Genomic DNA, 15,631 nt, shown 5'->3' on the forward strand with positions numbered 1-15,631 from the left:
TCGGGTCGTTGGCGGAGTCGGGCTCAGCCGTCGGGCGTGAGCTCGTGCACCGCGTCGGGCCGCCAGCCCACGGCGACGGCGGCGCCGGGTTCCAGCGGGCGTTCGAAGAAGGCGCGCTCGGCGAGCACGGCGCTCAGGCTCTCGCCGCGGTCGGTCTCGAGCCCGACGCGCACGTCGGGGCCGCGATACTCGATCTCGCGCACGGTGGCGCGGCGGTTGGCCTCGCCCGCGGCGTCGGCCGGCGCGAGGGCGAGCGCGTCGGCGCGCAGCGTGATCGTGCGCCCGCCGTCGTCGAGGATGTTGTGACCGCCGATGAAGCGCGCCACGAAGGGCGTGCGGGGCGCGTTGTAGACCTCGCGCGGGGGGCCGGCCTGCGCGATCCGGCCCTCGTTCATCACCACCACCAGATCGGCGAGCGCCATCGCCTCCTCCTGGCTGTGGGTGACGTGGATGAAGGTGATGCCGAGCTCGCGCTGGATGCGGCGCAGCTCCGAGCGCATGCGCACCCGCAGGAAGGGATCGAGCGCCGAGAGCGGCTCGTCGAGGAGCAGGACGGAGGGCTCCGTCATCAGCGCCCGCGCGAGCGCCACGCGTTGCTGCTGGCCGCCCGACAGCTGGTTGGGCTTGCGCTCGGCGTAGTCGCTCATCGAGACGAGCTCGAGAAGCTCCGCCGCGCGCGTCAGCCGCGCCGTGCGGCTCACCCCCTTCATCCGGAGCGAGAAGGCGACGTTCTCGGCGACGCTCAGATGCGGGAAGAGCGCATAGTTCTGAAACATCATCGCCGTGCCGCGCCGGGCCGGCGGGTCCTCGGTCACGGCGCGGCCGCCGATCAGCACGTCGCCGTCGGTGACGCTCTCGTGGCCGGCGATCATGCGCAGCGTCGAGGTCTTGCCGCAGCCGGAGGGACCGAGCAGGCAGCAGTAACTCCCCGCGCGGATCTTCAGGCTCACGGCGTCGACGGCCAGCGCGGCGTCGTAGCGCTTGGTGACGGCGGCGAGTTCCACGGCCTTGGCGTCTGTCATCGGTCGCTCCCGTTGGTGACCGACACGTGACAGCGCGCGTCGGACAGGCTCAACCGGCATGGCGCACGATCGCGCCGCTTTCCCGATCGTATTTCGCCAATGCACAAGATTCAGACGCACGACGGCGGTATCTGCCTGAGAAGGGAGCGGCCGACGCATCGATCGCCCGGCGCCACCCGGCGACCGCGGCGGCGCACGGTCCGCGCCGGCCACGACGCCCGCCGGCGCGCTCAGGTCGGGCGGGCGCGCGTCCCGCCACCGTCGCGCCCCGCGCGCACGGCCCGAACGACGGCGGCGGGGCGTCAGACCGGGAATCCGCGGTCCACGACGATGCGCCAGATGGCGCGGTTCGTCTCCTCCAGCGCGCGGATCGCGGCGCCGATCTCCGAGAGCGCGGTGGCGTCGATGCGGGCGGTCGCCCCGACCTTGAGCCGGTCCTTCCGATCCGCGATTCGCATGAGGATCGTGTGCGCCGCCTCGCCGTCCGGATCGAAGGCGTAGATGCAGTGATTGTAGCGGTTGCGCAGCGGCTGCTGGCGCATCAGCGCCCCCGTCGCATCGAGGATGTCGCGGCGCAGGTCCTCCGGCACGCGGTCGAGCTTGGCCAGCCGCTCGACGAGGTCCACCCGCGCCCGGCTCGTGTTGAGCGTCAGGAACACCACAAGCGCCGTCTCGGTGTCCGTCCCGGCGAGCCCCGCGATCAGGTGGACCAGCAGGCTTTCGGTGTTCGACCACGTGTAGTTGAGCCGCCCGACCAGCGCGAGCAGGCGGTCGAAGGACTCGCCGCCTGCCCCGCCGGGGGCCTCAGGCGCTCGCGCAGGCATGCCGCGCGGCGAGGAAACGGCTCACCGCCTCCGTCCGGTTGGTCGCGCCCATCTTCCGGATGATGTTGTGCATGTGCAGCTTCACCGTGTGCTCCGACAGGCTGAGGTCGGCCGCGATCAGCTTGTTCTGCTTGCCGAGACTGGCGAGCTCGAGGACCTGCCGCTCGCGGCGCGTCAGCGGCAGCGCCGCCTCGGCGGTGTCGCCGCCGTCCGCCGCCGGGCGCGGCCGGTGGAGGCGGCGAAAGAGCGACTGCGGCACGCTCGGATGGCCGAGCAACAGGAGCCGCAGCGTCGAGAGCCAGCAATCGAGCTGCAGGTTCACGGGCAGGAAGCCGATGCGCGCGCTGTCCTCCCGCATGAGCGCGCGTTCGAGAAATCGCGCGGCCAGCGCCTCGTCGCGGTAGCTGAGCGCGAGCGTGTGCGCGGCGACGGCGTCGAGCGCCGGAAGGCCGAGATCGGCCTCGAGCTCCGCCGCCTCCTGCTCGACGAGCAGGAGCCGCACGGGCCGTCTCTCCAGCGCCGCGAGGTCCGCGACGCTGTCGTAGCGCTCCACGGTGAGACCGCGGAATTCGGTTTTCACGAGACCGAGCGCGGAGTCCGGCACACAGACGCCATCCCCCACGACGACAAGAAGCATTCCACCCATTCGCCCCCTCCAGGACTTTTGCGGCGCCCCTCCGAAACAGCAGCGGGAGGCGGCGCCTTCGCGAATGAGCCGTCCGAGTTAACGGTACGCCGAAAGCGTGAGCGAATCTACTAAAATTTCGATCAATAGTTGCCGAGAGGGAGTGAAATGCGCCACTCCCTCGATCGATGTCGGCCGCGCATGCCTTGCCGCGCGCGTGGCGCGACCCGTCGGATCGGGCGAGTCGCGGCCACGGCGCGCGGCGCGAATCGATCCCGCGACGGGGGCGGCCTCCTCCGGTCGGGCAGGCGTATCCACCTTCGATCAGGCCCGGCCGGGCGATGCGGCGGCGGCCTCCCGTCCACCCGGTCAGCGTCACCTGCCCGGACGGGGACGGCCGATCGGCCCACTGTTTCGGCCGGCGGGCGGGGCGCATTCTCGATCCTGCGTTCCCGACGGAGCGCCCGGGCCGACAGCCCGGCCAACCCGGTCCGACGGATGCCGCTTTACAGATGATGCGCGGCGGCGGCGGACCCGCGACGCAAGGAGTGCACCTCATGGGTGGCAGCAAAAACACGTCCTACTGGTGGGGGCCTGGCCCCGATATGGATCAAACTCAGGACCAGACGCAGCTTCAGGCCGAACTGCAGGCCCAGCTTCAGGGCCAGGACCAGGGCCAGCACCAGGACCAGGGCCAGCACCAGTCGCAGGACAGCGTGAACCTGAACGGCAACGGTAACGGCAACCTGAACCTCAACGGCAGCGGGAACTACAACGGCAACCACAACTCGGACACCGACACGAACACCAACACGAACGCGAACACCGACACCAACACCAACCGGAACACCGACTCGAACACCAACACGAACACCAACACGAACACCAACACGTCCACGAGCGATCACGACAGCACGAGCGTGCACCGCACGAACACCGATGTGGACGTCAAGTTCGACATGACGGGTTACATGCCGAACGACGACGACGTGGCGGACTTCGACGTGAGCCACGGCGGCACGGTGGGCGACGTGGCGATGGCCGGGCGCGACCTGACCTTCGATACGGCGGACGACGTGAACGTGTCGGACCTGCTCAACGGCGCGCTGACGGGGATGGGCAACGACACCGGCACCATCAACGTCATGAGCAACCGCCTGAACGACAACGACACGCTGAACGACCCGGACGTGTCGAACGCCGGCGCGGGCTTCAACCTGAACGGCACAGTGACCGGCGGTGAGGCGAAGGCCGACGAGGGCATCGAGTCCGACGGCGGCAGCGGCTCCGCCGGCGGCATGGCGCTCTCGATGGGCGGCAAGGCCTACGGCGGCGCCGACGGCGGCTGGGGCGACGGCGGCAAGGCCTACGGCGGCGACGCCGGGCACGGCGGTTACGCCGATGCCTCCGGCGGCCACAGCGGGCACGCCGGCGCGACCAACCTCGTCGACGGCAGCGGCACCGGTATCGCCGCCAGCGGCGCCGGGGCCGGCGCGATCGCCGACGAGGACGGGCCGAGCGAGGCGCTCAGCCTCGATCTTCTCGACTTCGTGGCGAGCGACGACGCGGCCAACGCGATCGCCCAGGCCGCATCCGCGGCGAATGCGGGCGGCGCCGGCTTCGCGGGGGGCAACGCCCTCGCCGCGAGCGGCCAGGGCGGCACCGCAGGCACCGCCGGAGCCAACGGCGGCTCGAGCGGCGGCACCAATGGCGGCGACGGCTTCGGCGGCCCCTCGACCGCGACGCTGACCGGCGGCAGCGCCGGGAACGCGACCGCTGGCGACGGCGGCGCAGGCGGCTCCGGCGGCATGTGGGGGTCGAACAACGGCGACGACGGCTTCGTCAGCGGCGAGTCCTTCGCCTCCGCAGACGCCGCCATGGAGACGATGGCGTTCAACCAGTCGATCGCCATGGGCGCGAACGTCCTCGGCAACACGGTGGACATGACGGTGGTGGGCTCGAACCTGACCTCCACCTCCACGATGATCGGCGAGGACGACGCCGCCTGACCTTTCGGGAGGGCGCAACGCCCCGCGCCCTCCCGTCGCGGACCCCGTGCGCGCCCCACGCGCGGGGTCCGTTCTTTCCCTCCCCGCCGATCCCGGCCAATCCGTGAGCGACCATGTTCCTCGACAGGACCACCGAGACGATCTGGCACTTCCTCGGGCTGATGCGCCTCTTCGAGGCGCAGGACCGCCAGCAGATCAGCTACGACCCCTTCGACGCGGACCGCGCGCCTCCGGAGCTCGACGCGCTGACGCTGCACCAGCTCTTAAAGCGCTTCGAGTATGCACCGCCGGGCTACGACCCGGAGGTGGCCGACCGCCCGAGCGCGCCGGACCTGCCGGCGATCGCGCCGGGGGTGCCGCTCGGCCCGCTCGGCGGCCCGGGCGACGTGGTGGCGCCGGCCAGCGGCGCGCGCGGGGCCGAGCCCGTGCCCGCCGGGCCGGTCGCCGTCCCCGCCCCGCTGCCGGAGGTGCCGTTCGGCCCCGGGGCGCTCGCGCCGAACATGACCGTCACCGTGACGGTGCAGATCAACCATCTCTCGGACCGCGACACCCTCGACGGCGACGCGATGCCGGTCGCGGCGTGGCACGCGGTGGCCGACGCCATGCACGACGTGCTGGCCGCCGGGGTGGCGGCGGCGTCGCCGCTGGACCTTTCGCCCTTCCGGACACCGGCGGAGGCGACCACCGAGGCCGCGACGGCGCTGATCGACGGCATCGCCGGCGAGGCCGACGCGGCAGGGGGGCGGATCGCGACCGGCGACGACGCGGCCGGTCTCTGGATCGACGGCCTGCGCGCCGACACGCTGCCGCGGATCGCCGATCTGATGCCCGAGCGCACCGCGCCGGGCGCGGACGCGCCGCCGGGACAGGCCATGCTGGGCGAGACGCATGCCATCAACGCCGCGAGCGTGCTCGTGCAGCGGATCGACGCGCCCACCATCCTCGTGCGCGGCGAGGCCGTGGCCCTCGACATGGTCAGCCAGGTCTCGCTCCACGCCGACCCGGGCGGCGGCACGACGGCGCTGAACGCCGCGGCGCTGACGCCGGGCGCGACGGCGGGGGACGGCCCCGGCGCGAGCCTCGGCGCCGGCTGGCCAATGCGCATCGAGACGACGGTGCTCGACGGCGATCTCCTGAGCTTCAGCTGGACGCGGCAGGTCAACGCGCTCGACGACACCGACGCGGTCTGGACGACGAGCGCGGCCGCCTGGCTCCAGACCGGGGCGAACACCGCGGTCAACATCTCCTCGCTCTTCGCCGACGGGATGCTGTTCGACCTGATCGTGGTGGGCGGCGACATGGTGTCGCTCTTCGGCATCCTGCAGACGAACGCCCTTTCCGATCTGGACGCGATCCTCTGGCCGGGCGCCGAGGAGACGCCGGACAACCTGCTCGCCAACAGCGCGCGCCTGACGCACCAGTCGACCGACACGCTGACGACGATGCCGGCGGGCATGTCCGCGCCCGGGGACGACGCGGCGATCGCCGACGCGGCCATGCGGTTCCCCTCGGCGCTCATGGGCGACGGCACGATGCGCGTGCTGCACGTCACCGGGGACTTCAAGGAAATCCACGTCGTCGAGCAGGCCAACACGCTCGTCGATCACGACATGGCGCATATCCCGGGCGCGACGGCGATCTCGGAGGCCGGCAACGCGCTCGTCAACGAGGCGATGCTGCAGGTCGCGGGCGTCGACTCGCAGGTGATCGCCGGCGGCGGCGCCTACACCGACGCGGTGCTGCACCAGGCCGGCCTGATCGCCGGAGAGGCGCCGGGCACCGAGGGCGCCGCCCTCGCGTCGGAGGCGGTCGTGTTCCTCGCCGACGAGTTGCTCGGCGAGGGGGCGGAGCAGACCTCCGACCCGGGCACGAGCGCGCAGCCGCACGACGACATGCCGGCGGACCCGATGCAGACCATGCTCGCCTGAGGCGGCACAGACGAACGAGGGGGCGACATGAAGGATCACGACTCCTGCCCGCCGGACTGCGGACCCGGCACTGGCGGAACGGGCGGCACGGGCAAGCGCAGGCTGATGGACGCGCTCGCCCACCGCATCCGCGAGAACGAGGCCGCCGGCCCGGCCGCCGTGCGCCGCCGCCGCGCCGCCGCACAGCCCGACGGCCGCGACGCGCGCGCCCCGGAGGCGGAGGGTCCGGAGGCCACCCGCGCCGCGCAGACGCCGCCCGCCAGGACCGCGGCGGAGCCGTCGCCCGGCGCCCCGTCGGACCGGCCGTCCCGCGCCGCCCCGCACGCGGCCTCCGGTGCGCCGGACGAACCGGCGGAGCGCACGGGCGCCCGCGCCGAAACAGGCGCGCGGACCGACCGCCCCGCGCAGGACGCCACGCAAGGCGAGGGAGAAGCGGCCGCCGCCGCGCCGGGCGCCGACAACCCGGCGCAAGAGGCCCACGGGACGGCGGCCTCCCCCCGAACGGACGACGCGGCCGCCTCCGACGGTCCCACGGGCACGGCCCGCGGCGACGCCGGGACGACGGCCCGGGGCGACGCGGCGCCGGGCGATCCGACGGCGCGCGACCGGCGGCGCGAACGCCCCGGCGTCGATCAGGAGCGCTTCGCCGAGGCGGCGATCCGCAGCCTCACACGCGAGAGAAGCTCGCCGCGCCGGGCGGCCGGCGGCAGCACGCCGCCGCGCGGCGGCGGACGCGACGGCGGCGGGGGCGGCGGGGGCGGCGGCGCGCGCTTTCACCGCCGCATGGCGCCGGGCAGCTTCGAGAAGAGCCTGCGCGAGGGCAAGGCCGCGGTGCGCGGCAACATGGTCCACGTCATGCTGATGACCTTCGCGGTCAACGTGCTGCTGCTCTCGATCCCGATCTACCTGTTCCAGATCTCCGACCGCGTCCTGACGAGCCGCTCGGTCGATACGCTCATCATGCTGACGGCGGTGATCGCGGGCGCGGTGATCCTGCAGGCGGTCTTCGACGCGATGCGGCGCTTCATGCTGATGCGCACGGCGGTCGAGGTCGCCGCGCGGCTCGGCGGGCCGGTGCTCTCGGCGGCGGCGCACGCCTCGCTGCATTCCTCCGGGCGGGAATACCAGACGCTCGGCGACCTGCAGCAGGTGCGCAGCTTCCTCACCTCGGGCACGCTGCTGTCGTTCCTCGACGTGCCCTTCGCGCCGCTCTTCATGCTGGCGATCTTCCTCGTGCACCCCGACCTCGGGTTCATCGTGGTCACGACGGCGGTGGCGCTCTTCGTGATCGCGCTGATCAACCAGCGCTTCACCGCCCGCCCCTTCGCCGAGGCCAACCAAGCGCAGTCGCGCGCCAATCTCCATCTCGATTCGATGATGCGCAACAGCCAGATCATCAACGCGCTCGCCATGATCCCCGAGGCGGTGACGATCTGGGGCCGCGACACCGCCGCCTCGCTGACGGCGCAGGTGCGCGGGCAGGACCGCAACGTGATCTCGGCCATGGTCTCGCGCGGGATCCGGCTTCTGACGCAGGTCGCGATGCTGGGCTGGGGGGCGTATCTCGCGATCCTCGGCGAGATCACCGGCGGCATGGTGATCGCCGCCTCGATCATCGCGGGCCGCGCCCTCGCCCCGGTCGAGGGGGCCATCGAGGGCTGGAACGCCTTCCTGCTCTCGCGCGCGGCCTACGGGCGGATCGCCGATCTTTTGACCCGCTCGGGGCTTCAGGTGGAGCGGCTGCGGCTGCCCGAGCCGCAGGGGCAGCTCGACGTGGAGCGGCTCCTGTACGTGCCGCAGGGCACGAAGCGCGTGGTGCTCAACGCACTCACCTTCCGCCTGCCCGCGGGCGAGACGCTGGCGGTGATCGGCAACTCCGGCGCGGGCAAGACGACGCTCGGCAAGATGCTGGTGGGCTCGCTCCTGCCGACCTCCGGGGCGGTGCGGCTCGACCTGATGGATCTGCGCAACTGGGACCCGCGCCAACTGGGCGAGAACATCGGCTACCTGCCGCAGGACGTGCAGCTCTTCCCCGGCACGATCAAGGCCAACATCGCCCGGATGCGCGACGACGCGCGCGACGAGGACATCCACCGCGCGGCGGTTCTGGCCGACGTGCACGACATGATCGCCTCGCTGCCGCACGGCTACGAGACGGTCGTCGCCGCCGACGGATCGCCGCTCTCGGGCGGGCAGAAGCAGCGCATCGCGCTGGCGCGCGCCTTCTTCGGCGACCCGCGGCTCCTGGTGCTCGACGAGCCGAACTCGAACCTCGACGTCGCCGGCGACAAGGCGCTCGCGCAGGCCATCGCGCACGCGAAGGAGAACGGCATCACCGTCGTGGTGATCACGCAGAAGCCCGCGCTGCTGAGCGTCGTGGACAAGATCATGATGCTCGCCGACGGCAACATCGCGATGTGGGGCTCGCGCGACGAGGTGCTGCGCCAGCTCGCCCAGCACCGCGACGGCGGTGGTGGGGGCGGCGGATCGCAGAGCCCGGCCCCCAGACAGGGAGATCAGCCATGACCACGGGAACGGAGCTCGTCGAGTGGCACCGGGAGGTGCCGCGCTCGATCCGCAGCCACGCGGCGGTGGGCCTCGCGCTCTTCGCGCTCGCCTTCGGCGGTTTCGGCACATGGGGCGCGACCGCGCCGCTCGCCTCCGCGGTGATCGCGCCGGGGAGCTTCATGGCCACCGGACGCAACACGATCGTCCAGCACCTCGAGGGGGGCCAGATCGCGGAGATCCTCGTCGAGGAGGGCCAGCGCGTCGCCGCCGGGGAGGTCATCGTGCGCCTCGACCGGACCGCCGCGCGCGCCGACCTGCGCGAATACGACCAGCGCCAGGCGCGGCTCGAGGCGACCGAGGCACGGCTTCAGGCCACGCTCTCGGGGGAGACCGGGGTCTCCTTTCCGCCCGCCCTCGAAGCGCGCGCGCAGGAGAGCCCCGAGGTGCGCCAGATCCTCAGCGACCAGCGCAGCGCCTTCACCTCGGCGCGCGCCCTGCACCGCAGCGAGCTCTCGATCCTCGAGAACAACGTCGGCGCGCTCGAGGTCCGGTCCGAGGGCTACCGCCTCCAGCGCGACGCCTACCGAGAGCGCGGCGTGCTGCTGTCCGAGGAACTCGAGAGCAAGCGCACGCTCTACGACTCGGGCCATATCCGGCTGCCGGAACTCAACGCCGTGCGCCGGGCGGTGCTCGAGACCGAGGGCCACATCGCCCGCCTCGACGCCGAGATCGAGGAGATCGCGCACGCCCGCTCCAAGCTCGTCCTCGAGATCGCCAAGCTCAAGAGCGAGCGGCGCACCGACGCGCTCAACGAGCTGACCTCGGTGCAGGCTGAACTCGACTCGGTGCGCGAGAAGGCCCGCAAGGCCGCCGACATCCTCGAGCGCGCCGATATCGCCGCGCCGGTCGCGGGCACCGTGGTGCGGCTGCACTATCACGGCCGCGGCGGCGTGATCGAGGCCGGCAAGCCGGTGGCCGAGATTCTGCCCGCCGACGCGCCCCTCCTGATCGAGACGCTGCTGCCGCGCACCGACATCGACGCGGTCCACATGGGACAGGCGGCCAACATCCGCCTGACGGCGCTCAACGCGCGCACGACGCCGGTGCTCGACGGGCGGGTGAGCTACGTCTCCGCCGACGCCGTCACCCACCAGGACGAGGGCACCGCCCCGCGCGAAGTCTACGTCGCGCATGTCAACGTGCCGCCGGAAGAGCTCGACCGGCTGAACCGCGCGGCGCCGGTGCCGGGGATGCCCGCCGAGGTCATGATCCGCATCGAGGAGCGGACCTTCTTCGATTACCTCGTGAAGCCCATCAGGGACAGCATGGCCCGCGCCTTCCGCGAGGAGTGAGGGCGCGCATTTCAAAGGCTTGTTGCGCAGCGTCAATGTGACGCGATGCCCGCGCCGCCACTCTCGAAGGCGACCGATGCACCGCCGGGACCGCCGGGTGCGCTGCCCGCTAGAGATGACGCGCGGGGCGCAGCGCGCGATAACCGAGCCGTCCAAGCTAGCGGCTCCCGCGGGCATCGGTCGCCCCGGGCGCGAAGGCGCCCGTCCGCGGGCCGAACGCACACCCGCTGCCGCACGGCGCAGGACACGCGCCGCCGACCGCGCCGACCTGTGGCTACCTAGCCCCTCACGAGATCGCCGATCCAGTCCGCCGCGCCCTGCGCCGCCGCGGCGAGATGGTCGTCTTGCGTCGCCCCCGTCACGCCCTTTCGCGGCTTCAGGTCGTGGTCGCCGTCCTCCAGCCAGAGCAGGGAGACGCGCGGCGAGAGGGCGTAGGTCTCCACCTCCTCGCGCCGGCCGAAGGGATCGCGCGTGCCCTGACAGATGAGCGTCGGCGTTTCGATCGCCTCGAGATGCGCCGTGCGCAGCCGCTCGGGCTTGCCCGGCGGGTGGAAGGGATAGCCGAGACAGAGGAGCCCGGCGACGCGGCCCGCGCCCCGCAGCTCGTCCGCGACGAGGCTCGCCACCCGGCCACCCATCGACTTGCCGCCGATCACGAGCGGGCCGCCGGCCCCGAGCGCCGCCACCGCGGCGCGGTAGTCGTCGCATAGCCGCTCGGCCCTCGGCGGCGGCCGCTTCGCCCCGCCCTGCCGCCGCGCGGCCATGTAGGCGAACTCGAACCGCGCGACGCGCAGCCCCGCCGCGGCGAGCCCGGCGGCGACGCCGTCCATGAAGGGCGTGTCCATCGGCGCGCCCGCGCCATGGGCGAGCAGCACCGTCGCGGGCGCGTCCGCCTCGCCGTCGAACAGGACGTCCATGCGCGCTCTCCCGACCCTCGCGTCGCGGCCGAGCCTACACCGACCGCCCCGTGCCGCGCGAGGCGTACGGACGCGACGGAAAGGCGCGCGCTCGCGCCTTTCCATTCCCGCCGCCGGCGATACCTTCGGCGGACGGAGGGAAACGCGATGCTGCTCGAGGTCGACGGGCTGACCAAGTCCTACGCCGGGCCGGAGGGGCCGGTGGAGGTGCTGCGCGGGGTGGACCTCGCGCTCGACGCGGGCCGCACGCTCGCGCTGACGGGCGACTCGGGTTCGGGCAAGAGCACGCTCCTGCACCTGATCGCCGGGCTCGACACGGCCGAGGCCGGGCGCATCCGCCTCGACGGGGCGGAGGTCACGGCGCTCGACGACGCGGGCTGCGCGGCGCTCCGGCGCGGGCGCGTCGGCATCGTCTTTCAGCAGTTCAACCTGATCCCCTCGCTCGACGTCGCCGCCAACATCGCCTTTCAGGCGCGCCTCGCCGGGCGGCACGAGCCCGAACGCGACGCGCGCCTCGCCGGGGCGCTGGGCCTCACGCCGCATCTCGCCAAATACCCCGAGCAGCTTTCGGGCGGGCAGCAGCAGCGGGTGGCGATCGCGCGCACGCTCGCCGCGCGTCCGAAGCTGGTGCTCGCCGACGAGCCCACCGGCAACCTCGACGAGACGACCTCGGGCGCGGTGCTCGAGGAGATGCTCGCGCTGGTGGCCGAGACGGGCGCGGCGCTCCTGATGGTGACGCATTCCGAGGCGCTCGCCGCGCGGATGGAGCGGCGGCTGCACCTCTCGCGCGGGCGGCTCGCATGACCCGCGCCGCGCTCTCGGCGCTCTGGTCCTTCTGGCGGCGCAATCCGCTTCAGCTCTTCACGCTGGTGGCGGGGCTCGCGCTGGCCACGGCGCTCTGGTCGGGGGTGCAGGCGCTCAACGCCGAGGCGCGGTCGAGCTACGACGCCGCGGCGGCCGTCTTGGGCGAGGGGCGCTACGATCAGCTCGTCCCCCGCTCGGGCGAGACGATCCCGCAGGAAACATGGCTCACGCTGCGCCGCGCGGGCTGGCAGGCCGGCCCGGTGCTCGAGGGACGCCTCCGCGCGGGCGAGACATCGGTGCGGATCGTCGGGCTCGACCCGCTGACCATGCCGGGCGGCGCCGGGCCGGTGACGCAGGCGGGCGACGCGCCGCTCGCCACCTTCCTCCGCGAGGGCACGCTCTTCGCCCATCCGGAGGTGGCCGGGGCGCTCACGGCCGCCCTGCCCCGGCCCGTGGTGGCTGACCCCGGCCTCGCCCCCGGCACGGCGATCACGGACATCGGCGTCGCGCAGGAGATCCTCAACCGCCCCGGCGCGCTCAGCCGCCTCGTGCTGGCCGAGACGCAACCCCTCGGCCGCCCGCCGCTCGCCGAGATCGCGCCGGAGCTCGTGCGCCAGACCTCGCGCCAGAGCGCGGACATCGGGCAGCTCACCGACAGCTTCCACCTGAACCTGACCGCCTTCGGCCTGCTGAGCTTCGCCGTCGGGCTCTTCATCGTGCACGGCGCGATCGGCCTCGCCTTCGAGCAGCGCCGCCCGATGGTGCGCACGCTGCGCACGCTCGGCTTGCCGCTCGGCCGGCTGATCGCGCTGATGGCCGCCGAGCTCGCCGCGATCGCGCTCGTCGCCGGGGGGATCGGCGTGGCGCTCGGCTACGCGCTCGCCGCGAGCCTCCTGCCGAACGTCGCCGCGACGCTGGAGGGGCTCTACGGCGCGCAGGTCTCGGGCGCGCTTTCGCTGCGCCCGGCGTGGTGGCTCTCGGGGCTCGGCATCGCGCTCCTCGGCACGGCGCTCGCGGCCTCGGGCGCCTTCTGGCGCATCGCGCGGATGCCGGTGCTCGCGGGGGGCGGGCGGCGCGCGGTCGCCCTCCCGGCGGGGCGGCGCCACGGGCGGCAGGCGGCGCTTGCGGTGGCGCTGATGGCGGCCACGCCTTTGGTGCTCTGGGTCGCCGACGGGCTGGTCGCGGGCTTCGTGGCGCTCGGCGCGCTTCTGCTCGGCGCGGCGCTGGCGCTGCCGCCGCTTCTGGACCGGGCGCTCGCGCTCGGCGCGCGCTGGGCGCGCGGCGTGCGGGCTGAGTGGTTCTGGGCCGACACGCGCCAGCAGCTGCCGGGGCTCAGCCTCGCGCTGATGGCGCTCCTGCTGGCGATGGCGGCGAACGTGGGCGTCTCGACCATGGTGTCGAGCTTCCGGCTCACCTTCACCGGCTTTCTCGACCAGCGGCTGACCGCGGAACTCTACGTCGAGACCGAGAGCGCCGCGGAACGCGCGGCGCTCCGCACACTCGCCGCGCGCGAGGCCCGTGCGCTCCTGCCCGTGCTGACGGTCGAGACCCGTCTCGCCGGGCGCCGGGCGCAGCTGCGCGGGCTGCGCGTCGGACCGACCTATTCCGAGAACTGGACCTTCCTCGCGCGGGAAGGCGCCGTCTGGGACCGGGTCGCGGCGGGCGAGGCGGTGATCGTCAACGAACAGCTCGCCCGCCGCGCCGACCTCTGGCCGGGCGCCACGCTGGAGCTCGCGCCCGGGCGCAGCCTGCCGGTCGCGGGCGTCGCGGGCGATTACGGCAACCCGCTCGGGCAGGTGATCGTGGGCGAGGCGCTCTTCCGCGATCTCTTCCCGGAGGAGACCGCGACGCGCTTCGGCCTGCGCACCGAAACGCCGCAGGCGCTGCGCACCGCGCTCGTCGAGGAGGCGGGGCTCGACCCCGGGCAGATCACGGATCAGTCGGCGCTCAAGGCCTTCTCGCTCGAGGTCTTCGACCGCACCTTCACGGTCACGGCGGCGCTCAACGTGCTCACCCTCGCCGTGGCGGGCTTCGCCATGCTGATGAGCCTCCTGACGCTCGCCGGCATGCGCGTGCCGCAGCTCGCGCCGGCCTGGGCGCTCGGGGTGACGCGGCGCACGCTCGGGCGACTGGAGCTCTTGCGCGCCGGGGTGCTCGCGGGGCTGACGGCGGCGGCCGCGGCGCCGCTCGGCCTCGCGCTCGCGTGGATGCTGCTCGCCGTCGTCAACGTGGAGGCCTTCGGCTGGCGGCTGCCGATGTTCCTTTTCCCGCTGGACTACGCGCGGCTCGGCCTGCTCGCGCTCGCCGCGGCGCTCGCGGCGGCGGCCTGGCCGGCGCTCCGGCTCGCGCGGACGCCGCCCTCCGCGCTTCTGAAGGTGTTCGCCAATGAGGCATGAGACGCTCCTCGCGCTCACCGCGCTCCTCGCCGCGCCCCTGCCGGCCGGCGCGCAGGGGTTCGCCGGGATGGGCACCGACGCCGAGGGCTTCGCGACCCCGGCGCCCGATCCGCGCTTCGAGTTTCCGGCCGATCACGGGGCGCATCCAGACTACCGGATCGAATGGTGGTACCTGACCGCCAACCTCGAGGGGCCGGAGGGCACGGCCTACGGGCTGCAATGGACGCTCTTCCGCTCCGCCCTCGCCCCGGGCGAGGCGGAGGGCTGGGAGAGCCCGCAGATCTGGTTCGCCCACGCCGCCGTCACCACGCCCGAGGCGCACCACGCCGCCGAGCGCTTCGCCCGCGGCGGCACCGGGCAGGCGGGCGTGCGCCCCGACCCCTTCGCCGCCTGGATCGACGACTGGCGCATGGCGGGCGAGAGCTTCGACGACCTGACGCTTAGGGCGACCGGGCCCGAGTTCGCCTACGAGGTGGAGCTCACGGCCGAGGGGCCGCTCGTCTTTCACGGCGACGGGGGCTATTCGGTCAAGTCCGAGGCGGGGCAGGCGAGCTATTACTATTCGCAGCCCTTCTACCGCGCCGCCGGCACCCTGACGCTGCCCGGGGGCGAGGTGGCGGTGACGGGCAGCGCGTGGCTCGACCGGGAGTGGTCCTCGCAGCCGCTCGCGGCGGACCAGACGGGCTGGGACTGGTTCTCGCTCACCTTCGAGAGCGGCGCGAAGCTGATGGCCTTCCAGCTTCGCCAGACCGACGGCGGCACCTTCGCGTCCGGCACATGGATCGCGCCGGACGGCACGACGGAGGCGCTCGGCGACGGGGCGCTCACGGCGACGCCGCTGGAGGAAACGCAGGTCGCGGGCCGCATGGTGCCGACGCGCTGGCGCCTCGAGGTGCCCGCGCGCGACGTCGCGGTGACGGTCGCGGCGCTGAACCCGCGGTCCTGGATGGACACCAGCGTGCCCTACTGGGAAGGCCCAGTGCGCGTCGCGGGCAGCCACGCGGGCCGCGGATATCTCGAGATGACGGGCTACGAGTAGGCGCGCGCGCCGCGCCCGGGCTCGCGCGAGGCCGGCAGCCGGGCTCCGGGGGCTGTGCCGTGTCGTCGGGCCCGGATTGTGCGGCGGGGCGCGCTCGGGCGGCGCGAGGCCGGAGGCCGCGCGCAGGGGGCGGTGCCGCGGATCGGGTCCGGATTCTGCGGCGGGGCGCGCCCGGGCGGAACGCGAAGCCGGAAGCCCCGCACAGGG

The 15,631-nt window shown here is 73.5% G+C and carries 11 protein-coding genes; 7 read left to right on the forward strand and 4 right to left on the reverse strand.

What is annotated here, in order from left to right:
• Nucleotides 1-23: 23 nt before the first annotated feature.
• From DRV84_RS02580 to DRV84_RS15935, 3 genes are all read right to left on the reverse strand, one after another.
• Nucleotides 24-1,022 carry an ABC transporter ATP-binding protein gene (locus tag DRV84_RS02580; protein ID WP_115978298.1) on the reverse strand — a complete coding sequence of 333 codons (999 nt, stop codon included), beginning with the start codon at nucleotides 1,020-1,022 and terminating at the stop codon, nucleotides 24-26.
• A 302-nt stretch (nucleotides 1,023-1,324) separates the two neighbouring features.
• Nucleotides 1,325-1,846, reverse strand: a complete 522-nt coding sequence (locus DRV84_RS02585; protein WP_115978299.1) for a hypothetical protein — start codon at nucleotides 1,844-1,846, stop codon at nucleotides 1,325-1,327.
• Nucleotides 1,827-2,426, reverse strand: coding sequence for a helix-turn-helix transcriptional regulator (locus tag DRV84_RS15935; RefSeq protein WP_158547727.1), 600 nt, complete (start codon nucleotides 2,424-2,426; stop codon nucleotides 1,827-1,829). The genes DRV84_RS02585 and DRV84_RS15935 overlap by 20 nt, the downstream gene beginning before the upstream one ends.
• A 602-nt stretch (nucleotides 2,427-3,028) precedes the next feature.
• On the opposite strand from DRV84_RS15935, the gene DRV84_RS15545 reads away from it, so the two are divergent.
• From DRV84_RS15545 to DRV84_RS02610, 4 genes are all read left to right on the forward strand, one after another.
• Nucleotides 3,029-4,480 carry a hypothetical protein gene (locus DRV84_RS15545; protein ID WP_158547729.1) on the forward strand — a complete coding sequence of 484 codons (1,452 nt, stop codon included), beginning with the start codon at nucleotides 3,029-3,031 and terminating at the stop codon, nucleotides 4,478-4,480.
• A 113-nt stretch (nucleotides 4,481-4,593) separates the two neighbouring features.
• On the forward strand, nucleotides 4,594-6,408 hold the full coding sequence (locus DRV84_RS02600; RefSeq protein ID WP_115978301.1) for a hypothetical protein: 1,815 nt from the start codon (nucleotides 4,594-4,596) through the stop codon (nucleotides 6,406-6,408).
• 27 nt (nucleotides 6,409-6,435) lie between these two features.
• The gene (locus DRV84_RS02605; RefSeq protein WP_239994967.1) at nucleotides 6,436-8,934 is read left to right on the forward strand and encodes a type I secretion system permease/ATPase; all 2,499 of its coding nucleotides are present in this window, start codon (nucleotides 6,436-6,438) and stop codon (nucleotides 8,932-8,934) included.
• Nucleotides 8,931-10,268, forward strand: coding sequence for an HlyD family type I secretion periplasmic adaptor subunit (locus tag DRV84_RS02610; RefSeq protein ID WP_115978302.1), 1,338 nt, complete (start codon nucleotides 8,931-8,933; stop codon nucleotides 10,266-10,268). The genes DRV84_RS02605 and DRV84_RS02610 overlap by 4 nt, the downstream gene beginning before the upstream one ends.
• A 278-nt stretch (nucleotides 10,269-10,546) precedes the next feature.
• Here the strand turns inward: DRV84_RS02610 and DRV84_RS02615 are convergent, their stop codons facing one another.
• A complete protein-coding gene (locus tag DRV84_RS02615) occupies nucleotides 10,547-11,185 on the reverse strand; it encodes an alpha/beta family hydrolase (protein WP_115978303.1) in 639 nt (212 codons plus the stop codon).
• Between the two features lie 147 nt (nucleotides 11,186-11,332).
• Here DRV84_RS02615 and DRV84_RS02620 point away from each other — a divergent pair, with 147 nt between their 5' ends.
• The 3 genes from DRV84_RS02620 to DRV84_RS02630 are packed head-to-tail and all read left to right on the forward strand — an operon-like array spanning nucleotide 11,333 to nucleotide 15,424.
• Nucleotides 11,333-11,989, forward strand: a complete 657-nt coding sequence (locus DRV84_RS02620; protein ID WP_115978304.1) for an ABC transporter ATP-binding protein — start codon at nucleotides 11,333-11,335, stop codon at nucleotides 11,987-11,989.
• Nucleotides 11,986-14,385: an ABC transporter permease gene (locus DRV84_RS02625; protein ID WP_115978305.1), complete on the forward strand. Its 2,400-nt coding sequence runs from the start codon at nucleotides 11,986-11,988 to the stop codon at nucleotides 14,383-14,385. The genes DRV84_RS02620 and DRV84_RS02625 overlap by 4 nt, the downstream gene beginning before the upstream one ends.
• The gene (locus DRV84_RS02630) at nucleotides 14,375-15,424 is read left to right on the forward strand and encodes a lipocalin-like domain-containing protein (protein ID WP_115978306.1); all 1,050 of its coding nucleotides are present in this window, start codon (nucleotides 14,375-14,377) and stop codon (nucleotides 15,422-15,424) included. Before DRV84_RS02625 ends, DRV84_RS02630 begins: the two co-directional genes overlap by 11 nt.
• Nucleotides 15,425-15,631 lie beyond the last annotated feature (207 nt).

Origin of the sequence: Rhodosalinus sediminis (genome assembly GCF_003385555.1) — a bacterium.
GTDB classification, from domain to species: domain Bacteria; phylum Pseudomonadota; class Alphaproteobacteria; order Rhodobacterales; family Rhodobacteraceae; genus Rhodosalinus; species Rhodosalinus sediminis.